This window comes from Terriglobus saanensis SP1PR4 (assembly GCF_000179915.2).
Classification (GTDB): domain Bacteria; phylum Acidobacteriota; class Terriglobia; order Terriglobales; family Acidobacteriaceae; genus Terriglobus; species Terriglobus saanensis.
The window spans coordinates 4494000-4511265 of the sequence record NC_014963.1 but is presented as its reverse complement, the minus strand read 5'-3'; the positions used below and the strand labels follow the sequence as shown (position 1 = coordinate 4511265).

The 17266-nt window shown below is 56.4% G+C and carries 19 protein-coding genes; 6 read left to right on the top strand and 13 right to left on the bottom strand.

The genetic code is table 11. The features are described from left to right. The first annotated feature begins 545 nt into the window (after positions 1-545). The 3 genes from ACIPR4_RS18650 (at position 546) to ACIPR4_RS18640 (ending at position 3544) form a co-directional block, all read left to right on the top strand. Positions 546-1457: an ArdC family protein gene (locus ACIPR4_RS18650; RefSeq protein WP_013570225.1), complete on the top strand. Its 912-nt coding sequence runs from the start codon at positions 546-548 to the stop codon at positions 1455-1457. After that, complete coding sequence (locus tag ACIPR4_RS18645) at positions 1457-1873, top strand: DUF6908 domain-containing protein (RefSeq protein WP_013570224.1); 417 nt, start codon at positions 1457-1459, stop codon at positions 1871-1873. Before ACIPR4_RS18650 ends, ACIPR4_RS18645 begins: the two co-directional genes overlap by 1 nt. 84 nt (positions 1874-1957) lie before the next feature. Further along, positions 1958-3544, top strand: coding sequence for a ParB/RepB/Spo0J family partition protein (locus tag ACIPR4_RS18640; RefSeq protein WP_013570223.1), 1587 nt, complete (start codon positions 1958-1960; stop codon positions 3542-3544). A 258-nt stretch (positions 3545-3802) separates the two neighbouring features. On the opposite strand, the gene ACIPR4_RS18635 is transcribed toward ACIPR4_RS18640, so the two are convergent. Further along, positions 3803-4366 (bottom strand): TetR/AcrR family transcriptional regulator, encoded by a 564-nt coding sequence (locus ACIPR4_RS18635; RefSeq protein ID WP_013570222.1) that lies wholly within the window; start codon positions 4364-4366, stop codon positions 3803-3805. Between the two features lie 157 nt (positions 4367-4523). Here ACIPR4_RS18635 and ACIPR4_RS18630 point away from each other — a divergent pair, with 157 nt between their 5' ends. The 3 genes from ACIPR4_RS18630 (at position 4524) to mug (ending at position 6175) form a co-directional block, all read left to right on the top strand. After that, positions 4524-5069, top strand: coding sequence for a carboxymuconolactone decarboxylase family protein (locus ACIPR4_RS18630; protein ID WP_013570221.1), 546 nt, complete (start codon positions 4524-4526; stop codon positions 5067-5069). A 119-nt stretch (positions 5070-5188) separates the two neighbouring features. Next, positions 5189-5599: a nuclear transport factor 2 family protein gene (locus ACIPR4_RS18625; RefSeq protein ID WP_013570220.1), complete on the top strand. Its 411-nt coding sequence runs from the start codon at positions 5189-5191 to the stop codon at positions 5597-5599. A 30-nt stretch (positions 5600-5629) separates the two neighbouring features. Continuing rightward, positions 5630-6175, top strand: a complete 546-nt coding sequence (gene mug / locus ACIPR4_RS18620) for a G/U mismatch-specific DNA glycosylase (protein ID WP_013570219.1) — start codon at positions 5630-5632, stop codon at positions 6173-6175. A gap of 21 nt (positions 6176-6196) precedes the next feature. Here mug and ACIPR4_RS18615 read toward each other — a convergent pair whose 3' ends face one another. The 12 genes from ACIPR4_RS18615 to ACIPR4_RS18560 form a co-directional block, all read right to left on the bottom strand. Beyond that, positions 6197-6787: a DNA-3-methyladenine glycosylase gene (locus tag ACIPR4_RS18615; protein WP_013570218.1), complete on the bottom strand. Its 591-nt coding sequence runs from the start codon at positions 6785-6787 to the stop codon at positions 6197-6199. Positions 6788-6906: 119 nt separating this feature from the next. After that, positions 6907-7350 (bottom strand): hypothetical protein, encoded by a 444-nt coding sequence (locus tag ACIPR4_RS18610; RefSeq protein ID WP_013570217.1) that lies wholly within the window; start codon positions 7348-7350, stop codon positions 6907-6909. A 96-nt stretch (positions 7351-7446) separates the two neighbouring features. Further along, a complete protein-coding gene (locus tag ACIPR4_RS18605; protein WP_013570216.1) occupies positions 7447-9306 on the bottom strand; it encodes a DUF885 domain-containing protein in 1860 nt (619 codons plus the stop codon). 60 nt (positions 9307-9366) lie between these two features. Then, complete coding sequence (locus ACIPR4_RS18600) at positions 9367-9711, bottom strand: epoxide hydrolase N-terminal domain-containing protein (protein ID WP_144312486.1); 345 nt, start codon at positions 9709-9711, stop codon at positions 9367-9369. A gap of 150 nt (positions 9712-9861) precedes the next feature. Then, positions 9862-10992 carry an NAD-dependent epimerase/dehydratase family protein gene (locus ACIPR4_RS18595; RefSeq protein WP_013570214.1) on the bottom strand — a complete coding sequence of 377 codons (1131 nt, stop codon included), beginning with the start codon at positions 10990-10992 and terminating at the stop codon, positions 9862-9864. A 33-nt stretch (positions 10993-11025) separates the two neighbouring features. Continuing rightward, on the bottom strand, positions 11026-11730 hold the full coding sequence (locus tag ACIPR4_RS18590; RefSeq protein ID WP_013570213.1) for a glycosyltransferase family 2 protein: 705 nt from the start codon (positions 11728-11730) through the stop codon (positions 11026-11028). Then, positions 11727-13151 (bottom strand): MptA/MptB family glycosyltransferase, encoded by a 1425-nt coding sequence (locus ACIPR4_RS21895; RefSeq protein WP_013570212.1) that lies wholly within the window; start codon positions 13149-13151, stop codon positions 11727-11729. The genes ACIPR4_RS18590 and ACIPR4_RS21895 overlap by 4 nt, the downstream gene beginning before the upstream one ends. Then, the gene (locus ACIPR4_RS18580; protein WP_245536386.1) at positions 13148-13837 is read right to left on the bottom strand and encodes a TIGR04282 family arsenosugar biosynthesis glycosyltransferase; all 690 of its coding nucleotides are present in this window, start codon (positions 13835-13837) and stop codon (positions 13148-13150) included. Before ACIPR4_RS18580 ends, ACIPR4_RS21895 begins: the two co-directional genes overlap by 4 nt. Before the next feature lie 69 nt (positions 13838-13906). Beyond that, the gene (locus tag ACIPR4_RS18575) at positions 13907-14641 is read right to left on the bottom strand and encodes a class I SAM-dependent methyltransferase (protein WP_013570210.1); all 735 of its coding nucleotides are present in this window, start codon (positions 14639-14641) and stop codon (positions 13907-13909) included. Next, positions 14638-15876, bottom strand: coding sequence for a molybdopterin-dependent oxidoreductase (locus ACIPR4_RS18570; protein ID WP_013570209.1), 1239 nt, complete (start codon positions 15874-15876; stop codon positions 14638-14640). The genes ACIPR4_RS18575 and ACIPR4_RS18570 overlap by 4 nt, the downstream gene beginning before the upstream one ends. Beyond that, positions 15873-16640 (bottom strand): cytochrome b/b6 domain-containing protein, encoded by a 768-nt coding sequence (locus ACIPR4_RS18565; RefSeq protein ID WP_013570208.1) that lies wholly within the window; start codon positions 16638-16640, stop codon positions 15873-15875. Before ACIPR4_RS18565 ends, ACIPR4_RS18570 begins: the two co-directional genes overlap by 4 nt. Further along, the gene (locus tag ACIPR4_RS18560) at positions 16637-17206 is read right to left on the bottom strand and encodes a pyridoxamine 5'-phosphate oxidase family protein (protein WP_013570207.1); all 570 of its coding nucleotides are present in this window, start codon (positions 17204-17206) and stop codon (positions 16637-16639) included. Before ACIPR4_RS18560 ends, ACIPR4_RS18565 begins: the two co-directional genes overlap by 4 nt. Positions 17207-17266: the final 60 nt, after the last annotated feature.

Here is a 17266-nt window from a genome sequence, read left to right as displayed (position 1 = left end):
GGTCGAAACACGGTCCCAGTGACCTTTAGCTTTAGGGGCCTGGACATACGTCACAGGCTCCCCGACCGCAAAGGCAAGGGGATTCTCGGTGCACCTGCAAAAGGCACACTGTAGTTTCGACAGGGGTTTCCACGCCCCAGGACGGTGCGTACCCGTCCCATGTCCATCATCGGTCATACCCGATGCTGATGGCAATGACTGCCTTCAACGGGAGGCGTCGCCTCCCGCACTGCGACTGCTGCGCATTCTCCGCTTCCCACCACAGCGGCCTGTTCCTGCCGCAACGCGACCCTGACAAGTCCTGTGCGCTCACGCGCACGCACAAGGAAACCAAGCCTTCCTGAGAGGCTCCGCCTCTGGCGCGCGCAAGAGGCACCCTCATCTTCCGCGCTGCGCTTGTGCAGACCTTCGCTGCGCTCGCCCTCCATTGCATTCCGGGGAGGGAACCCACCTCTTGCACTTGCCGCCTCCGCTGGCGTGGGCCAGGGCCAAGGCGTGTTTGTGAGCAAACACAGCACAGCCATTCAAAAACGGAGGAACCACCCATGAACGCCACCACCAGCACCATCACCCCCATCAGGGAAAACCCCCAACAGCCGCAGCCACGGCAGACCACCAAAGAGATGATCGCCGCCAACGTCAAGTGCCTCATCGAGCAGCTAGAGGCCGGACACTCCGATGCACTCACCGCCTACCTCAATGCGATGAGCCGATTTCATTCGTACTCGTTTGGCAACGTCCTAGAGATCGCGCGACAACGCCCGACAGCCACAAGAGTAGCGGGCATGTATGCGTGGAATCAGCTTGGCCGCAGCGTGAAGAAAGGCGAGAAAGGCATCCGCATCCTCGCTCCTATTATCGGCATCAAGCGCAAGAAAGACGTAGAAGCTGAGAAGGACATCACCAAACAGAATACCCGCGTCCTTGTTGGGTTTCGGAATGCCTATGTCTTCGATGTGGAGCAGACCGAAGGCGTCGAGCTTCCAGCCATGCGCGAGGTGTACGGCGATGTAGGCGAGAACCACGACCGACTCGTTTCGTTCATCGAGCGTCAGGGCATCGAGCTTGTCTTTACTGAGAAGATCGCTCCCGCTCTGGGCATGAGCTACGGCGGACGCATTGCCATTCTTCCCGGACAATCAAAGGCCGAAACCTTCGCCACCTTGCTCCATGAGCTGGCGCACGAGATGTTACACAAGGCCGAACGGCGCACCGCCACCACCAAGGTGGTGCGCGAGACGGAGGCCGAGGCGATCGCCTTTGTCGTTGGCAAAGCCGTAGGGCTGGAGGCTGGCACCGCGAGTGCAGACTACATCAGTCTCTATCATGGCAACGCCTCGTTGCTGATTGAGTCGCTGGAAGTCATTCAGCAGGCCTCCGCCGTCATCCTTGAAGCCTTGGAATCGTCTGCAACCGCAGAGACGATGCCCGATGCAGAACTGGCGCGGGTGGCGTAATGCAGACCATCCTCGCAATCCTCAAACAGGCCGGAGGGTGGCACCACGGCCTCTCCCTCAAAATCGAGAACCTGCCCTATATGGCGTTGGTGATCGAGGCGAGCGACGAGTCAGGCCCGTGTGGTCTTCCCGCTCTCTCTGTCTTTCACTACGGCGAACAGAACGGCGACCTCATGCGTGACCCGGAGATGTGCTTCGAGCTTGGACTTGCGGGAGGGGCGCACCTAAACGCCTTCTATTGGCGAAACGATTACGTCGCCGTGGAGCAGTGGAGCCGCTTTATCAAGGATGGCCACTACTGCTACCACACGCAATTACACGACCAGCACGAGCGATTCGCCAAGCTGTGGGACAACAACCTGCGTTTGCAGGGCTTCGCCGAAGCCTTCGCACGGCAACAGACCCCACGCGCCTAAGCCGTTCTCCACGGAGCGGATACAGGGCAGCGTGTACGCTCCACAACCCCATGCAGGGCAACCGCTCGAAAGGAACTTCAAATCATGGAAACCCAAATCGTCAATGCCACGGAGTACCGTAACGTATCCCTCGCTCTACTGAGTGAGTCCAAGACCAACCCACGCCGCACCTTCGAGGAAGTGGCTTTGAAGGAACTCGCTTCGTCCATCCTCACCCAGGGCGTACTCTCGCCCTTGCTGGTAAGGCCACTGACCGAGAACGGCTTCGAGATCATCGCTGGAGCACGGCGTTACCGCGCCGCGCAGATGGCGGAAGTCCCGACCGTGCCCGTCCGCGTCGTTCATCTCTCCGATGCATCCGCGTTAGAGGCTCAATTAGTGGAGAACCTTGTCAGGTCTGAAATCCACCCGATGGAAGAGGCCCAAGGATTCCGAGCGTTGCTGGACTTGGAAGACCCCAAGTACAGCATCGAGCAGATCGCGGCTAAGGTGGGCAAATCGCCCGTGTTCGTGGCTTCTAGGTTGAAATTGGCTGACCTTGTACCGTCAGCGGTCGATGCGTTCTATGCCGATGAAATCGGTGTAGGCCATGCGCTGCTGTTGGCGAAGCTCCCCGCCGACCAACAGGATGCCGCGCTCTCGTCCTGCTTCAAAGAGGTATACAGCGGAGCCTCGAAACCTTCCCGTATCCTGCTGCCCGTCCGCAACCTGCAATTCTGGATTGACAGCAATATCCTGTTGGTTCTGAAAGACGCGCCGTTCAACAAGCGGGACGCGCAGCTTGTCCCTGCCGCTGGCAGTTGTGCCGACTGCCCCAAACGGACAGGACATAACAAGCTGCTGTTCGGCGATGACCTCGGAAGGCAGGGTGACCGGTGCACCGATCCCAACTGCTATCAGGCCAAGGTCTCGGCGCACGTCGCTCAGACCGTAGCGGCGAAGCCGGAGTTGGTGCAGATCAGCACCGCCTATGGGGGACAAAAGGAAGGTAGCTCTGTCTTGCCACGCAACAAGTACACGAGCATTCGAGACGAGAAGCCAAAGTCGAAAGACGACGCCAAGCGCCCCGAATTCAAGGTTTGCAAGTTCACCACCGAGGCCATCATCACGGAAGGCTCGGACGTTGGCACCATCCACAAGGTATGCGTTAATCCATCTTGCCCCGTTCATCATGCGAAGCAGCCAACCAGCCGAGACGAGGAGAAGTGGAAGGCCGAGCAGGACAAGCAGCGCAAGGAACAGGCCGTCGCCAACACGACCGGCCTCCGTGTCCTTGCCGCCGTGAGCGCCGCCGTTCCGGTTCGATTGCTCAAGCGTGACCTGCTGTTCATCATCGAGAAGCTGGTGAGCGTCATGGACGAGAGCCGCGTCGAGATGCTGGCGCGGCAGCATGGCATCCGGCAGAAACGCGATGATGGAGGACTCGGCAAGACGCTGAGTGCCTTTGTTCGTCGTGCGGATGAAGGCACCCTCTCTCGCCTGCTGGTCGAGTCGAGTATCCTGCTGGCGTCCTCGCGGGGTAATCCGAGCGTGATCCTCAAGGAAGCTGCCACAGCATACAAGGTGGATACGGATGCCATCTCTGCCAAGGTGAAGCAGGAGTTCGCCGCGAAGGAGAAGGCGAAGAAGGTAGCACAGCCAGCAATAGAGGCGGCAAAGAAGGCAGCCTAAGTATCCATGCAACGAGGGCGGCGAATCTGCCGCCCCTCGTCCTTATTCCTCGCGAAAATCGAGCGGGGAGAAACCGTGCAGGTTTCTCCCCGGCCCCTCATCCCCCCACTACCGGCCTTCGCTCGCCGTGCGCGCGCCAGGAGTCGAGTTCCTCCTCCTGGACCTTCCCCTATGTCTCTATGAGGGAGGCAACGCGGTCATTTACCGCTACTGCGCCTACTCGGCGATGCTATTTGAGAAGACGACCCAACGCCGATACTATGACGGCGCAGTCAACAAATCGGGTAGCCCTTTGAGCACGCGCTCGAAGCACGCAGTATCTCCCAAAACCCTCGCGAGGATGAGGGAACCTTCGAGGCGCACGACGGCTTCCTCCGCTTTAGACCGCGCCGCGGCTGCACCATATCCGCTTTCCTTTGCGACGTGCGCGAAAGCACTCGTCAATGCCTGCATTGCCGTCTTAAGGCCAAGTTGAAGCTCTTCCGACCCTCCGCGAATCGAAAGAACGTCCATCACGCACGCTTTTAGCCCTCCGGCATAGAACTCCCGAAGCTTTTCGGCGACAAGAGACACGCGCTTGCGTGGAGGTCCGCCCCCAGCCAGTGGGTCGAAAACGTTGGCCTGAAGCCACCTGACGGCCTCACCAGCAGCAGCCATCGCGATCGCGTCCTTACCACCGGGATAGCGGTAGTAAAGGCTTGCCTTCTCCAGTCCCGTCGCATCAGCAAGTTGCTTCAGGCTTACGCCTTCAAAGCCGTAGGTGCGGAACAGATCCAATGCTGTCGCAAGAAAGACTTCGTCACTGACGATGCGGTGTGCCATGTAAACCCTCTCTTCTAATATATGCCGAACATTCGGTTGGGAGACCCGAATTTTATTTGCGCCAAATAGTGCATCTTTACCGAACGGTCGGCAATCATATGGTTGCGGCAAGGAACCGGGCTGACACGTTCCGGTCAACACTCAAAGGAGAAACAGCATGTCACGTTTGAAAACGATAGATCCCTCAGTCGCCACCGGAAAAGCCAAGGAACTGCTGGACGCAGTGAAGGGCAAACTCGGGATTGTCCCCAATATGACCAAAGTGATGGCTACCTCGCCAGTGGTGCTTGAATCCTACCTCGGCTTCAGCGGAGCGCTCGCCGCTGGGCTCTTGGACGCTAAGACGCGCGAAAAGCTGGCGCTGCTGACGGCACAGGAGAATGCCTGCGATTATTGCTTGTCCGCGCATACCGCGATCGGCAAATTGGTCGGACTCAAGGACGAGGAGATTGTCGCCAGCCGTCACGGTGACGGCAACAACCCAAAGACGACTGCCGCGTTGGCCTTTGCGAAGCATGTCCTAGACACGAAGGGCCAGATCAGCGAAGCAGAACTGACCGAAGTGCGTCACGCGGGTTTCTCTGACGGTGAGATTGCGGAGATCATCGCGCATGTTGCGCTCAACGTTTTCACAAACTACTTCAACATCGCAGCTGATGTGGACATCGACTTCCCAAAGGTATCGCACTCTGAAGTAGCCTAACTCGAAAGGCCAATTCGCCGGGGCGTGATTCGTGACGCCCCGGTTATGCGCCGCCCTGTCATGATCCGTGAAGGCGACTCATTCCTCTTCGTCATAACGCACCTTGGAAAGGAATCCCTATGGGTACTGTGATTGCTCCACCGTTCACCGATCCCGACCTTGCAGCTCAGAAAGTGCAACTTGCTGAAAACCTCTGGAATACGCGTGATCCTGAACGTGTGGCGGCTGCTTACACCGAGGACACCCAATGGCGAAATCGCACCGACTTTCTTACGGGTCGCGCCGCAGTGATTGAGTTTCTTACGCGAAAGTGGCAACGCGAGTTGGACTACAAACTCAAGAAGGAACTTTGGGGGTTCAGAGACAATCGCATGGCAGTCAAGTTCCAGTACGAGTGGCACAACACTCAAGGACAGTGGTACCGATCCTATGGGAACGAGCTATGGGAGTTTGCTCCCTCCGGTCTCATGAGGCGCCGCGAGGCTAGCATCAACGATCTAGCAATTGCTGAAGCGGACCGCGTCCTTTGAACAAAAAGCATAGCGAGGTAAGGGGTTGCGATGGGCGTGAACCAGACTCAAAGCAGTGACGCGACGCCAACTCAATTGGCGGATATGCTCGCTGGGAACCTCGATGTGTTGTTTTGCGGAATAAACCCAGCATTGAGTGCTGCGCATGCAGGGCACCACTTTTCAAATCGCAGCAATAGGTTCTGGCGATCGCTTCATCTCGCAGGGTTCACGCCGCACCAAATTCGACCCGAAGACGATCACACGATTCTTCACCACGGTTGCGGCTTAACGGCTGCTGTCGAAAGGCCAACCGTCAAGGCTAGCGATCTTGCTCTCCACGAGTTTCGCGCAGGGGCTGATGGGCTGGAAAGGAAGGTACAGCGGTACCATCCACGCTTTCTCGCTTTTTTAGGCAAGCCTGCGTTCGCAGCTATCTTCAACAAGAGATCGGTGGCTTGGGGGCGGCAACAGGTCCGCTTCGGAGGTGCCGAGGTTTGGGTCTTGCCTAACCCGAGCGGGTTGAATCGCGCCTTTACACTCGATGCACTGGTGTCCGCCTATCGAGAGCTTCAGATAGCTTGTCAAGCGCCTTAAGGGCTACCCGCTAGCGCTCGTTCAAACCTCTCCGTCCGCAACGAGAAAGCGCAGTGGAAGATCTACCGACTTGCGAATCCCGATCCGTTTTGTAACACGGATACCTGGAGGGTTCCAACCATCGTCGACAATCTGTATAGCGGAAGAATGACTCGTCACATCGAGCCCATGCACATTTGCGCGCGTGATGCCGAGTGCCTGACAAACTCGACCGGGACCGCCAGAGATCCTCTGAGATGGTGCGTTCGCCGGTAGCTTGCGAAGTTTGGCCATCGTTGAAACGCCGACGATTGGTTGTAACGCACGAATCAGGACACCACCTGACTGGCCTGCCGGATGACAAGATATGTTCAAACAGTGATGCAAGCCATAGATGAGGTAGACATCAGTGTAGCCAGCAGGCCCGAAGAGAACAGCATTGAACGCCGACTTCGCCCGAGAGGCATGGGACGCCTGATCCTCTAAACCCAGGTATGCTTCAACCTCCGTAATTCTGCCGACAAGTGGGCATCTTCGATAGCGCCGCACCACGAGCTTACCTAGCAGCTCCGGTGCCACCACACTCGGGTGTCTTTCATAGAATGTTCGCTGCAGATGCGTCGAAGGTGTCATAGAAGCCTTTCTACTGAAGCGGCCCAAGTCGCAGCGTAAGCAAACCTACTGAGTACCGCTGTTGCAGCGATTGGGACAAATTCTCTAGTCTGTGCCGGTCTAGCAGGCACGGGTCAGACTCACTGCTTGACGTATACAACTTCGCCCGCGTATTGCGGCTGACCTGCAGGCCAGGAGATATCGACCCAGGCCTTGCCGTTCTCGACCAAGGTCATGCGACCTTCCCCTTGGGGCTTGCCATTGCGAGCGACCTTGTAGATGAGCACCTCCGGACCCTCCGCCGTAACACTGAGTGTCAGACCAGGCGACGGCTTCGTCCTATGGATCTCCATCGGCACTCCGTCTGTTTTACCCGTAACCACTTCGCCAAGAGATGGAATCTCCCATTTGATCTGCCCATCCGATTGCAGAGTAAATCGATACCCCTCCGCAGCCTGATCCTTGATCCCGGGAGTGCTTCTGCCGACATCGAGAAGCCAGGTACCGGTCCAGGGACTTTCTGCCGGCGTCGTCGCAGAGGCTAAAGAAGCGAGAAGGAGTGTAGTTGTTAGGAAACGTCCCATGTTGCACCTTTACTTTCTGATGGCCAAGCCACCGTTCGTTATCGTTATGGGAAATCAGGTCGGCGGGAAATGAGCTGTCAATCCAGCAGCCGAGTCTCAAGAGCCGGTCTGCGGTTGCACCGACTTTTCACCCGTCACTTGTTCGCTCTTGATCCATCCATTGATCCGAGCGTCCAGCATGTCCATGGGCAAGCTGCCGGCACTGAGTATCTGGTCATGGAACTTGCGAATATCGAAGCGTGGACCAAGCTGCTGCTGTGCGCGGGCGCGCAGCTCGCGGATCTTGAGTTGACCGATCTTGTAGCTGAGGCTTTGAGCAGGAAGGGCGATGTACCGATCGATCTCAGACTGTATGGTGGGTTCGTCGGCCGCACCACTCTCGCGAAAGTAAGTGACCGCCTGGTCGCGGGTCCATCCATCGGCGTGGATCCCGGTGTCCACAACGAAGCGAACAGCCCTCATGAGTTCGAGATTTAGTCGTCCGTAATCCGAGGCGGGATCCTGAAAGAATCCAATCTCTTTGCCGAGTGCTTCCGCATACACGGCCCAGCCCTCGATGTAGGCGTTGTTGCGAATCTGCGACCTGAAAGCCGGTAAGTCCTTCAGATGTTGCTCAATGGTGACCTGCAGTTCATGTCCCGGTATGCCTTCGTGATAAGCCTGTGTTTCATCGCTTATGAGCCGTCGATGGGCGTAGTTGGAAGTAGCCACGACGACACGTCCCGGAGTGCTTCCGTCGGCGCTCCCATCGACATGATGCGTACCCATTTGCGGCTGAGATGCGGGTATCGCTTCGACGACCAGCTTTGTTTTGGGATAGTTAAGAAAAAGCTCAGGCAGGCGGGGTTCCATCTGGTTGACGTAATGCCTATAGTCTTCGACGATCTGGTCGGCTGACGTTGGGATGTACCTGGGATCACTGTTCAGCGCGGCACGAAAGCTTTTCAGATCGGGGTATCCCGCCTTATGAGCGAGGTCGGTGAGGAGCCCGTTGATGCGAGCGATCTCTCGAAGCCCAAGCGCATGAATCTCAGCTGGCGTCATATTCGTCGTGGTTTGTTCGTGAATGGCATTTTGATAGCGCTGAACTCCATCTGGAAGACTACTCAGGCCGATTGCCGTGCGCCCATGCAGCGCATAGTCGTTTGCGACAAAGGCCGCAAAACGCTTGTATGCGGGCAAGACCTCGTTGTTCGCCGCATTGACGATCTCATCGGTGAGACGCTTCTGATCTGCGGCTGGGATCGACGCTGGAAACTTTGTCGTTGGCAAGAGGAATGGGTCTTCAGCAATGATCCCCTGGCATTGAGCGGGGACCTGCTCCAGCAGGAGGCGCACCGGCATTAACCTGTCTTTTTCTCCCTGCTTCAAGACTTCAACTGTCTGCTCGAAGGCAAGCGGCATCTCATGCAGTCGCGTAATGTAGTCTTCATAGTCTTTGACCGAGTGGAATGACAGCGACCGAGGGACGTCCGCAAGATCGGTGTGAATGCCTCTGAATTGCGTGAGCGGCATCTCATAGATCTTCAGAGAGTAGTCGGTCATCCGTTGATCCAACTCCCGCAGCATCAACTCGTGCGAGATCCGATCCTGTTCAGGAAATCCATCGGGAGAGATGGCGGCGAGCTCGGTGCGAAATTCGCGGTCGATCGCATCCTGTCGGACGCTTGCGGCGAGAGAAAAGTCGTCGAGCAAGGACTTCTTGTCTCCGGAAGTGGGAGTTGCGTCCGAAGCAGCCTGTTCTTTGAAGAGCTGATTCTGCCGCTCCAGCCGCCTCTGCAAGGAAGACGTCTCCAGTTCCTGCCCCGTCGGACTTGCTCCGCTCGTCGTCTCCTGATCAAGGGGGGCTATAGTCAGAAGGTTGCTATAGTGCAGGACTGAAAGCGACTCATTTGTTCGCACGCTGGATGAAGACGCGGGTATTGAATAGAGCAGCATGGCCAACAACAGAGACATACATTTACCTTTCGAGGCTAAGCCCAAGAACAAGGGAGTTCATATACGTGAAGGTTCGACTTAGTAGAGCCCGAAACGTCCTCGATAAGGGCCCGCTCTCGCCAGCGGCACGCCTTGCGCCCCATCGGCCACGGTCTCCCGCTCGGGCCAACGTGTCATCGCGAGTCGCCGCCTGAGATCCTCAATTGCGTCAGACGGTATAGCGACGCGGAAAGCGCTCACGGCGTCATTGACGGGCGGCAGATCGGCACCAACCGACGACAGGATCGGCCCTTGCGCGGCAATTTCGGCTGGCCCAAAGCCCAGCGCCCAGGCACCTAGCGCAGCCTGAAGTCGCATTCTGCGCGACCGGGCCTGCGTTCCGACAGTGACCTCGTCAGCTAGGTAATCCTGTCTCATTGACATTTCTCCTTGACCGAACACGGCGCCACGAATCATCCGCATCACATCGGCCTTGTTCGATGGGCGCAGCTTCGGAAGGTTACAACTTAGGCAAAAGGTAACTTGGCGCTCCTATGCGTGTCAGGAGAAGTACATACAGTGCAGGAGCTTCGATCAAGTGTGCACGCTTTGTACGATACCCTTCGCACGGAGGCCGGCTTCAGCCTTCGAAAAATAGTCTTCGACTGTGCCCTGTGTTTTGATCCAGTTGACGTAACGTGCAATCCCCTCCTCGATTGAGGTCTGCGGGGCGTAGCCGATTGTACGAATGCGACTTATGTCCGAGATCAGCGAGCGAATCTCACCGGGTCGAAATTCACCCCTAGCGATCGGAGCAAGTTTGACGCCTAACTGATCGGCGATGATCTCGGCCAGATCGCGGACACTGGTAGCGCGCCCGCTGCCGACATTGGCCGGTAAGCCATCGAGCGTGTCCGTTGTCGCTGCAAGCAGATTGGCGCGCGCAATGTCTTCGACGAAACAAAGATCGCGTGTCTGGGCCCCATCCTCGTACATGATTGGCGGTCGCCCATTCAATAGACGAGTGCAGAAAATGGCAATGACGCCGGTATAGGGATTGAAGAGCGACTGGCGCGGACCGTACGTGCATGAGTACCGTAATGCGACGGTCGGAATGCCCATCTGTTTGCCCCACAACAGAACGAGACGTTCCTGGTCCACCTTCGTGAGGGCGTATACGGTCTCGCCGCCTCCCGGTGTGGCTTCTGGGGTTGGGATCGAAGAAGTAGGATGGCCGCAGACTGGACAATGCACATTGAAGTCACCAGCCCGAAGTTGTTCGGCGGGGCGCAGCATGGGGACGACGTGGCCATGTTCCGGGCAATTTGCCGCACCTTCGCTGTAGACTGCCTGCGAACTCGCCACCAAGACCTTCCGGATAGGTAGTTGATGATCCCGGATAATCTCCAGCATTTGGGCCGTGCCGAAGCTATTGACGAGGACGTACTTCGCCATCTCTGGCATGTAACCGCCGTATGCTGCTTCGTGAAAAACCACGTCGATGTCAGTCAACGCCTCCCGCATCGTCTCGTAGTCCTGCACATAGCCCTGGCGAAACTCGGCTACAGGGTTGACCCAGTCCGGCTTGCCGTTCTTGTGGGTCTGTGGCTCGAGATTATCGAGAATGCGGACTGTCCAACCTTCCCTCACAAGCAAATCAACGATGTGAGAGCCGATGAGACCAGCTCCGCCCGTGACGAGTGCCCGCTTTCGATGTGTATCCATGTGGTTATCCTTGAAACCGTTGTGTATTGGAATTCATTGAGCGTTGCTGCGATACGAAGTTCGGAGCAGCACTGCCAAGATGCGGACTCCAGTTTTCAGAGAAGCTCCGAGATTGCCTGAAACCTTGCTTAGACCGCCTCTTCTGCATCTGTAGTCCACGGCGATTTCCTGAATGCGAAGCCCTTGTCGCGCGGCTTTGGCCTGCATCTCCAGATTCCATCCATAGGTCATCTCCGTCATATTCAATTTCTTCAGGGACGACCTGCGAATGGCGCGGAACGGCCCCATGTCCGTGTAGCGGGCACCATGCAGGATGCGTAAAAGCATTGCCACGAAGTGGCCTGCAAAAATCTGGCTGGGCAACATCGAGCCAGGTTCGCGCCGACCTCGGATGCGCGAGCCGATGAGGAAGTCGGCCACATCGGATTCGATGGGGACAACAAGGCGTGAGAGGTCAGAAACGACGTCGCTACCGTCTCCATCCATAAAGACGAGGATTGTACTGGTATCGATTGCCGCGTCACTGCCCGCCTTGCAGGCAGCTCCATAGCCGCGTAATGAGGTAACGACGCGTGCCCCTGCGGAGGCAGCGATTGCTGCCGTTCTGTCAGTGGACCCATTATCGACGACGATGCATTCGGCGATGTCCGACCAGGGCATCGATCCGACCACGTAGGCAATAGACTCTTGCTCATTAAGCGCGGGGATAACGACCGAGATGTTCTTGCGACTCGTCACCTGACGTTCTCCGGTTCGAGCGTGAAGTGACGACGATGAATGGGCCATCGGCGCAGAATGATATCCAGCAAAAAGGCAAAGAAGACTCCACCATAAAGACATTTGTTGAGCAGGAATTGCGATGGCCCAGAGCCCACGGCTAGAGAAGTTGTGCACATATAGAAAAGTCCGCAGATATAAGCGAAAGCAGTAAGGTCAGGCACGATCGTGACGAAAGGGACCAGCCATGCAACATACCAGGGGTAACGAGGCGAAAACAGCAGCATCAGCGTAAATGCCAAAGAGAAGGCGGGGATCACAAAATCCGCCTCTGTAGGTAATCCGAAGACACGCGTTTGTGCGCTGTTGACTTTGGGCCAAGCGGGATTGCAGCATGTTCGCCAACACCAGATGATGAGGACCGTAAAAACAATGGTCACGAAGACAAAATACGACTTGACCGATAATGTGTGCAGGCCCGGCAGGTGTTGCGTTAGCTCTCGAAGAAAATAGTGTGTCCCGGTATCCATGCCCTCTTCATGAACATAGCCTCCAAGGAAGCCAAAGACCTTCATGCCAACACTCGAATAGCAGGCGTACCCCACGGCTACAACGACGACAAGTGCCGCTGGCATTTTGTATTCCCCGCGGCGAAAAAGCGCGGGGAATAGAACGAGTGGGTACATTTTCGTCATGATGGCTAGTCCCAGAAACAGACCTGTGAGAATGGGCTGTCGGCGATATCGAGCAAGAAGTGCAAGACCCATAAACGCAAGTGCTACTGAATCCAAATGCCCAGAACTGCCGATCTCCCAGACAAGGAGAGGGCACCATGCGTAAAGCAAAGACTGCTCTCGGCGAACACCCAATTCGCGCAGAAGTTTCAGGAGCGCGAACAACGTGAGCCCTTCAAACAGAATCATTGCAGTCTTCATAAACGTCATCGTCGGGTTGATGAAGGTGATGACGTAGAAGAGGAATTGAGCGACAGGCGGATAGATCGTATGGGCATAATCGCGACGATTAATGTGATCAAAAAGCTCTTGGTTCGGCCCGCGAAGAAATTGAAGGGCCGGATCTCCAGGTACATAGCGATACGGTGAAATGTGTGCGTGTTGCACCACTCCGTCCCATGCGTAGCGGTAGATATCAGAAGAGAGATAGGGTGCGGGAACTAATGTGACCAACCGAAACGCGATCGCAAACGTCAGAATGATTCCGAAGGTGTAACGGTCAGCGGGCTGCGAACGTATGATGAGTATCGCTGACAGGTAGAGAACTACCGACCATCCGGAGACGCCAGAGAATCCGATTGTGAAGCGGCGGTACTCACTGATGAGTTGTAGCGTGAGCAGAAACAGACCCGATCCGAGAAGTATCAAGGCTAAGTTGGTCTGCCAGGCACGCGCATGATGCCAGGGTCTCGCGGAAGCCAAGCTCATTTGCTCACTCCAAATAAGCGGTGAAGAAATTCGCGGCTGTGAGGGGCCCGGTATCCCGGAACACTAGCAAAAGGTAACGGCATTCCCCCGAACAGTTCATTGCAAAGCATGTGCAGAGTGTCGCCATCGTCAACGTCATACCAGACTGGAAGCTCGGCAAGCTCAATCTTGGCATCTCTGCTTGCCGAGACGGTTTCTGCGTATACCGTCGAGGTGCTCCAGTGAATACCTGTGAAAGGCTCGCGATGGGGCTTCTTGAGCCCGATGAGGTAGTAGCCGCCGTCGTTTGAGCCACCGAGTACGATGCGATCGCCAGGGCGGTCCAATAGGTCGATAGCTTGGTGAAAGACACTTGCCGGGACCGTGGGGGAATCGGAGTCGATGAGACACACGGCTCCGAAACCACATGCAAGGATGTCGTCGCTTGCAGCGTGCAGCCTTTCCCCGAAGGTGTCGCCACGTTGGGGAATGAGAGCAAAGCTCTCGGGCAGAATGCCCTCAAAGAGGCTTTCATCCCCGATAGGCGTGTAACAGACGAGCCCTACGGCGGTGCTCGTCGCAGCGACATCGGCAATATTCCGAGTGGTGTCCTTGAGAAAGGCAATGTTCAACGCTGCAGATTGTTCGAGCGTAAGGGGTGGGGATAGGCGCGTCTTTACTTTTCCGGGACGCGGAGCCTTTGCCATTACGGCAAGCGCGCAGCTAGATGCAAGTGCGGGGTCTTTGCATAGAGGGTTAAGAATTGGATACGCCATTTAGGCTGCACTCCAACTTTGCTCGTTGATTCGGGCTTCGCTCTTTTCACAGACCGCATACTGGTACCAGTCGTCACGGCGCACATCAACCGAAGCCCAGGGTAGCCCCTGTACCAACTTAAGAAATTCACCCGGGCGCATCACCTCGACTTGCTGAGGTTCGCGGAACTTTTCCCAGGGGCTGGCGGTCATACGCGCCAACACCCACATCGCGCTGAGCGGCAACCGAGAGACGATGCCAGATGTCGGTTCTGCAATGAAGCATCGACCTCCCGGCCGCAGAACGCGAAAGATCTCTGTAAGTACCGCCTCCCTATCCGGAACGATAAGGAATAGCCGGGAGACAATGACCGCGTCAACCGAGTGTGCAAGCTGGCTTAAGGCCTGAGCATCGCCCACAAGGAAGGTGCAATTTTGCAACTGGAGGTTCGCCGCCCGCGCTCGTGCCCGCCGAATCAGACGCTTCGATAGATCGATTCCCGTCGCGGTCACCTGCGGAAAGTCCTTCGCAAATCGACACGCATAGAGGCCGGGGCCGCAACCCAATTCGAGAAGCTTAGTCCCGTTCGCAGGATTGCCGGATGGAAAGAGAGCAGAGGTAATCTCCCGTGTATGGTCGCGAAAAAAATACTCTCGACAGAGCGCATATAGCCAGTGACATCGTTCAAACAGGCTTTCCGGGGACTGTGAGGCGCTTTCGTCCGAGAGCTCGTATCGGTGTGAACCCGTCATCATAGGCCCGCATCCCAGTCATAGCCAAGTTTGGTCCAGTAGTCGTCGGGTTTTTGATTCGTATAGCTGATGAGTCCAATCCGCTTGATCTGTTTGTAACCGTACTTTGTGGGCATATGCAGCCGAAGGGGTGCTCCATGGAATTGAGTTAACGGAGCGCCCATCATTTCGGTCACTAGAAGGGTTTGCGGGTGCCGGCATACATCGAGGTCGTATCCGGTGTAGTAATCACCATCTGGGGTTTCCATATAGACATATTTGGGCACCCGCCCGCCGATAGACTTGGGCGGATACGCTTCCATGAAGTCAGCCATGCGTACACCTGCCCATTGAACAATCTGACTCCACCCCTCAATGCATTTGAATTGGGTAATCAACTCGTGGCGAGGCAGTTTCAGAATGTCTTCCATTGTGAGCAATAGGCCCGGAGTTCCAGCTTGGAGTGTGCTGTCGCTTTCACCGGCCTCTTCTGTGCCACGGGGCATCCGTCCTGTGCGCTCTTCCTGCGCTCTTGCTTGATTGAGCATCGGCTCTGGTGCCATTTTCTCGGCAGTCTTGATGTTGGGGTCGATCTTGGTATCGTGACCCTGGTCCTCATGGGTATCGGCATTCAGGTACTTGTATTCCCAAGCGGTCACATCGCTCGTGAATCGTAGGTGGGCAGCATCATGCCTTGAGCCAACCAACTGAAGCCGCCAGCTCTCCGCCTTCAGCATGCTTTTCAGCCCGTAGACGCCGTTCACGCGAAGGTCTCTCGCAGCCTTTAGCGGGTATGTCGGCGTGAGCGCATGATCCCTGAACACCTCTCTTGCGACGGTGGCATTCGCCTGAAACGTGCGCCGAAAAGGTTCGGGTTGCATTTCGTCGCCTGGGCTTTGGTCAATCCAACGGTACAACCCATAGCCAGCCGCAGCGCCGCCTGCTGCGACGAAGAAGGATCGGCGAGTATGTTTTCGCGATGCCGCCAGAACGGTCGCGTCGCCCTCGTCCAACCGGGCCTTCGATTCCGATTCAAAGTCCGAATCTGGTTTAGGCTGCGGATCGACCTCAACAGCGAGTTCCTTCGGTTCCAGTTCGTCGGGCTCGGGGAGCGCCGGCTTCTCGTCTGACGACGTTGAGACTTTTGCTTCATCTGAAACCGAAGCATCGCGTGCAGGGCCGGACGCTGTCGATTCGGTGTCTACCGGCGCAACGTGAGGAGTAGATTTCTCCTCGGGCGATTGATCTTGATCGTTCATGGCTGACTCCGTCGTTCCGGTTCCAGCGACGGGGATTCCGTCTTCTGAATCTCAAGGCCGCTCACCATGGCGCGAAAATTGTTCCATCCTGCAAGCACGACCTGCAGGACGTGAACTGCGAAAAACCCCAGGAAGCTCATCGTTATCCAAAAATGTAGCCACCGAGCCATCTCATAGCCACCAAGAAGACTCGTGAGCCAATGCGCCTGTGTTGGCTTATAGATGGCCAGACCTGTGATCAGCATTCCCGCGCCCATCATGATTACCGATGTGTAAGCGATGCGTTGAGCGCCGTTGTACTTCTTTTGCTCGGGCAAGCCCTTCCGTAGATGGAGGTCGACGAGTGTGACCTGGATCGCGTCGCGCAGACTTCGGCGTTCCGGCAGCAGGAAACGCCATTCTCCTGAGAACGCCGTGTAGAGCACGTAAGCTATACCGTTCAGGGCAAAGATCCACATGAAAAAGAAGTGGTAACCCAGGCCCTGCGTTACGTGGTAAGGGACGTGCATCTTTTGATAGAACCAATCAGGAAACAGCCGAAAGAGGGTGAACCTGCCAATCCCAATGCGGTAAATCGCATGGGGATGTTGATAAGCGTTATCTGAGTCATTCCAATAAATGAGGATGCCACTCCAGATCATGGTGAAGAGCACCGGGAAGTTCACCCAGTGCATCCAGCGAATTGCGAGAGGATGTTTCCGTTCGAGGCGGATACGCGCCGGGGGCAGTACAGGAGCCGTACCGTCCGTGTTTTCAGTACTCATGCATTCCTCTCTGCGAGTAGGTCCCTGACCTCTTCCTCCGTAAAACGCGGCGTAATATGCTGAGGACAATTCCAGTCGAAGGCTTCGATATGAATCACGAAGGCTCGTTCGGGAATGGCGTTGTGTTCGGAGGTCCTGAACTTCGCAATCAGCTCTCGAGCCTCTTCATTGCCTTCCAGGATCTTCGTTCGCCCTAGGATTTTGAGTCGCTGTTGTCCTACGTAGTCCATCAAGAACAAAGCCACCCGGTCATCGTGCTGTAGGTTCCCGACACTGATGTACTGCTTGTTGCCTCTCAGGTCGGCAAAACCGAGCGTCTGGTCATCCAACACGCGAAGAAAGCCTTTTAGGCCTCCACGAAACTGGATGTATGGCCATCCGGTTTCGCTCACGGAAGCCATGTAGAACCCGTCGCGGGCTTCAATGAACTCTCTTTCGTCCTCGCCCAGTCGGCCGCCCGGTTCACCAATCTCTTCTATCCGTTGGTATTGCCGCCGACTGCCGTGGAGTTCCTGCTGCTTCTTAACGAGAGGGGTAAACGCGATCTTCGCAAATTGGCGTCCCATGTATTGTCTCCACCAACCGATTGCGTATCACAACGTCGCGAGTCGGTTGCGATAGCGTCA